We start from the raw sequence: 4,833 nt of genomic DNA on the forward strand, positions 1-4,833 counted from the left end.
TGCCCACGGGGCGAGCTGCTCGGCGCGAAAGTTGCGCAGGCTGTGGGTCACGATCTTGTCGGCCCGCGCCGCCAGCGCACAGGCCAACACATGGCCGCCGGATTCCCCGTTCTGGCAGAGCGGCAGGTACCGTTCGTAGCCGCTCACCCGATTGGTCGGGTATTGATCCGACAGGCTCGCCCGAAACCCCATCGCCCGCCGCGGCTCCCAGTCCAGGCTCCCCGTCTGGATCCGATAGGTCTCCTTCAAGATCCGCTTACTCCACAGCGGCTTGAACGGCACCTCCACCGCCCGCGCCAACCGCAACAACAACGGCCCCAACACCCCATCCGCCAATACACACGAATCCCACACATCCCGACTCATGGGTAAGAGCGGATGCTGCTCAGATTTCTCCGCTACGCGCGGGGCGGCAGGCGGTGCCTGCACCCATTTACTGTGCGGCTTGCGGGCCGTGCGTTCCGCACAACCCGCAAGCCGCACAGTTGAAAGGGCCCGACCATCAGTCGGTGATTCACCGGCAAATCGCTTCATCTCACCCAGATCGGTTCCATTCGCGTTTTGAGTTTCTTCCCAGTCGCAACGCGACTGGGGGAGGCTCCGTTAAATTTGGGAATCGTGCGTCGTCGCGCAGCGACGGGGCCGATTCCCAAATTGAATGGCACGTGGCGCCACGCCACCGCCCCCCGCGCAGGGGTCTTCGACCCTTTTTTTGGGCGAGCCGCTCGTTGGCGGCTCGTCACAACTTCGACTCATTTTATTTGGCGGCGAGTCGTTGCCTCGCCGTCGGGTGGGGACTGATTGGCAGCTTTGCGACGGCCCCGGCGGAGGAGGTACGCGCCTACGCCCAGTGCGCCGAGTATGGCGCCGTAGGTCGAGGGTTCGGGGACGGCGGAGCCGAAGGGCGTGATTTCAAGGAAGTCGCTGTCGTAGTCCTTCCAGCGGGTCACGTAGTTCTGGTAGCCCTCGAAGACCACCTGAGACAGCATGGAGGTATCGAAGGCCTTGCCGTTGAATACCCTTCGGACGAGCAGCATGTCTTCAAACTCGTACCAGTTGCGCATGAAGAGGATGGCATCGGGCCCGCTGAAGCTCAGCTCGTCGAGCCACAGGATATTGGGCGTGGGTTCTCTGCCGCCGACCCAGTTGATCGTGCCGCGGTTTTCGATATGCAGCTTGGCGAGCCGCTGCTGGGTGTTGCCACTCAACTGGAGGATCGCCTGTGCGCCGCCGTACTCGGGGCCGCGTTGATCGTGGGGCGTGCCGTTGAGGATGATTGTCGGCAGCCCGCCGCCGGTTTTGATGAGCCGGTCGCTTTGGTTTGCGGGGAGCACGAGCCTATCGGTGCCTGCGCCGTCGCCCACGGTGATATTTCCCGTCACCGACAGCCGCCCGCTGCGCAGTTCGACCGTCCCCTCGTGGATGTACACTGCGCCCACGTTATGCGTGCGCGTACCGGCGAAGACCAGGTCGCCCGGACCGCTCTTCACCAAGTCGCGGTTCGACACTATCCGCACAGCACCCTCGAAGCGCAGGCCGCCGCCGTAGCTGTGGACATAGAGGGGCCGCCCTCCGGGAGAGACCCAGGAAGTGAAGATCTGGCTGTCCCCGACTCCCTTGATGACATAGGGACTGGCCCCGGAGTTTACCGAGAGCCCGCCGGAGTGGATCGTCAGCCGCTTGCCCCCCAGATCGAGGGCCCCCGCCCCGGTAGTGATCAGCGAGTTGACCGTCCGCGCCGCACTCAGGGTGAGCGACGCCGCATCGATCCGGACGTTGCCCGTGCTGGACTGCGTCGCCGCAGTCCAGTAATCCCAGCTAGTCAGCCCCACGAGGGCATCTCCGTTGAGATCGTCCGGCGTCGCCCAGGTGTAGAAAGGATTCCCGCCCCCGCCATCGATGCGCACCTGCGTCCACGGGACGACTGCCTCCACTACCCCGCTATTGTTGCTGAGCGCGTGATTATCGGCCGAGTTGCCCAGCAGCAGGCGGCTGGCGAGCTCCGTCAGCCGCAGCGTACCGCGGGAGGCGGCGTTGCGCAGGAGCGCCAGTGCCTTCAAATCCGCCGCGCTCGTCCCGATGCGCTCGATCTGGATCTCGTTGGCGCCGGACTCGATCCGGAGATTGCCCACCTGCTCGGTGACGGCCTTGCCCGCATTACCCCGCAGCCGGATCCGCGAGGCGTTCATGTTGATCGCCGTGCCGTCGTGCAGCCGGTTGGAGTAGGCGGCCCCCTCGTTATTGGAAAACAGCTCCGCGCCCGCCTGCATGTTGATCGTGCTGGCGGCCTTGGCCATCCGGCCATCGCCATACAGGGTGAGCCCCGCGCCGCGCAGGTTGATCGTCCCCGCCTCGAAGTTCGCATTATTCACCCCGGTGCCGAGGCTGCCCGAGCCCTCGATATTGAGCACCGCGGCAGCGCTCGCGCGCAGCTCGCGGGTGAAGCGCACGTCGCCCAGCTCGCTTTTGGCCTCGTCCCACAGCAGCCGGATCGTGCGGCTGCCGCTGCCGAGATTTAGCCCCGTGTCCCAGATTACCGAGCCCTCGGCCTGGTAGTGGCCGAAGCGCAGCTCGGCCCCCGCGGGCATGAAGCTCTCCCAGGTACGCGTCGAGGCCGAGTTCCCCAGCCGGACCGTCTGCTCGCCGCTGAGCGCGGCAAAGCCGCCCGAGCCCGTCCACTGGATCTGCCCCGCCCCTGTGCCTGTGCTGCGGCGGAAGAGCCCGTCGATCATGAGCACCCCGCCGTCGAGCTGGAGGTTTGAGGCCCCACTATTGTGGTACAGGTTGGCATGGATGCCCAGCGCGCCCTCGCGGATGACGGTGCCGCCCGTGTAGTCGTTGTCCGGGTTGGAGAGATACAGGTAGCCCGCACCCGTCTTGAGCAGGCCGCCGGCGTTGGTCGTGCTGCTGAGCTTCCCCGAGAGGATCGCACGCGCATTTGCCGCACCGCGTGCCACACGCACTTCGCGCAAGCCGTTCCCCAGGTTGATCGCGTTGGTAAAGGTGATCGCCGCGTCCGCATAGCGCGAGCTCAGCAAGAGCGCCGAGCTATTGCTCACGAAGTAGCTGGTGCCCCCCCAGGCCAGCACATCGCCGACAGCCCCGATTGTGACGCTCTTGTCGCCACCGTAGGCCGAGAAGCCGCCATCCCCCGCCCAGCGGAACTGCCCCGCCCCCGTCCCCAGTGCGCGCGTGACGTGATAGATAGGCCCGCTCAGCTCCAGGATGCCGCCGCTCAACACGAGGTTCGACATATTGTAAGTAACGCCAGAGCTCGGCCCAGAGAAGCGCAGCACTCCGTCGCGGATCGTCGTCGCCCCAGTGTAGGCCCCCAGGCCCGCCCCCCCTAGCGTCAGCAAGCCGGTACCCACCTTGGTAAGCCCCCCACCGCCCGGGGCGCTGGTGATCGAGTCGCCGATAACCAGCTCGCCCTCGCGCTCGCCACGCACGCCGATACTCGTAACCCCCGTAAGCTGGACTTTGCCGACTAGCCTGTTTCGCCCGCCGTCGCTGTAGAGGGCACCGATCGGATCGCTGCCCTCCGCGCGGATAAAACCGCTACCAGCAAAAGTAAATGGCTGCCCATAACTACCGGTAAAACTCTTGAGGGGCAAGCCGAGGTCATTGCGCAGCGCAAAGGTCCCTCCGGATACTAAAACACGCAGACTGGAAGCACCGCGCGTCACAGCAAAGCTTCCCTCATTAACAGTTAAATTACCACTGATACTACCAGTCACAAGCCGCGCACGGTCTCCTGCCGCCACGCCAACACTAAGACTGGGGGGATTATAGCTGCTGCTTCCTACTCCTACACTTGCGGCATAGACATGTGAGTTGCCGGAAAGGGAGAGTGGATCCGCCACCAAGTCCCCCAAGAAATAGACACGTGAGTCGCCAGAAATGGAGAATTGACTAGCCCGCGCGTCCCCCACGAAATACACACGCCCTGAGCGGTTTATATTAGCCTGCAGAGCATTGACCAAATTCTCGAAGCGCACATCGCCGGTTCCCGCAATCGTCAGCTCCTTTATCGGCACCCCCACCCCCGCCACCCCCGAAAATGCCCCTTTAAACTCCACATCGCCGACATTGTTGATCTCTATGTTTCGATTCACTCCATTGAGTGTAATATTCCCATTGAAGGTGGTCTTGCCTGACCGGGTGAGCGTGATCGATTGGCCGCTTATGTCCCCAAACTCGCTTGGGCCTGAGCCGTGGATACGCAAGTTCTGCACATTACCAATAGCTCCAGTAACGTAGGTCGCGCCCGAGCCGTGGATACGCAGGCTCTTACCGTTCGCATTGAGGCTCCCACCAATCCGTAGCACACCGGCAGAGTGGTTGGCGATCTGGGCATAGCCGGTCGCCGACAAACCACTGTTAATGACGATGTTTTTGTTGATCTGGATCTGCGCCGTATTACCCGGGCCATTGACCACGATCAGGTAACCGGTGCCGCCTGCCGGGCCCAGAGTCAGGGTGCCGCTGCCTTGCAGGAGGTAGTCCTCTGCACTGTCGAACCACAGCGTGCTCGTTGTGAGATTACCCGAAGCAGTCACGGTATTCAGCCCTCCCGTACCGAGGGTCCCGAACAGCACATGCTCGCCCGCCACGGGCGAGCCGCCACTCAGCCAGTTCCCGGCATTGTCCCAATCATCGTCCCCGTCCTCATTCGTCCACACCACCACATCACTCGGCGGGGTGAGCTGCGCCCACACGGCAGGCGGGGCCACGAGGAGCCCGAGCACCACCGCCCAAACCGCAATAAAACTTGCATAAGTCGCTAATCTAGAGATATATACGCAATTATCGTGGGGGGGGGGGGGGGGTTTA

At 63.5% G+C, this 4,833-nt stretch carries 1 protein-coding gene and 1 pseudogene; both read right to left on the reverse strand.

The annotated features are described in order from the left end of the window. Positions 1 to 366: pseudogene (locus AXK11_RS07840) on the reverse strand (hypothetical protein); the annotation flags it as partial. Between the two features lie 386 nt (positions 367 to 752). Further along, positions 753 to 4,733 (reverse strand): autotransporter-associated beta strand repeat-containing protein, encoded by a 3,981-nt coding sequence (locus AXK11_RS07845; RefSeq protein WP_197456848.1) that lies wholly within the window; start codon positions 4,731 to 4,733, stop codon positions 753 to 755. Between the last annotated feature and the right edge of the window lie 100 nt (positions 4,734 to 4,833).

The organism is Cephaloticoccus primus, assembly GCF_001580015.1.
Lineage (GTDB): Bacteria > Verrucomicrobiota > Verrucomicrobiia > Opitutales > Opitutaceae > Cephaloticoccus > Cephaloticoccus primus.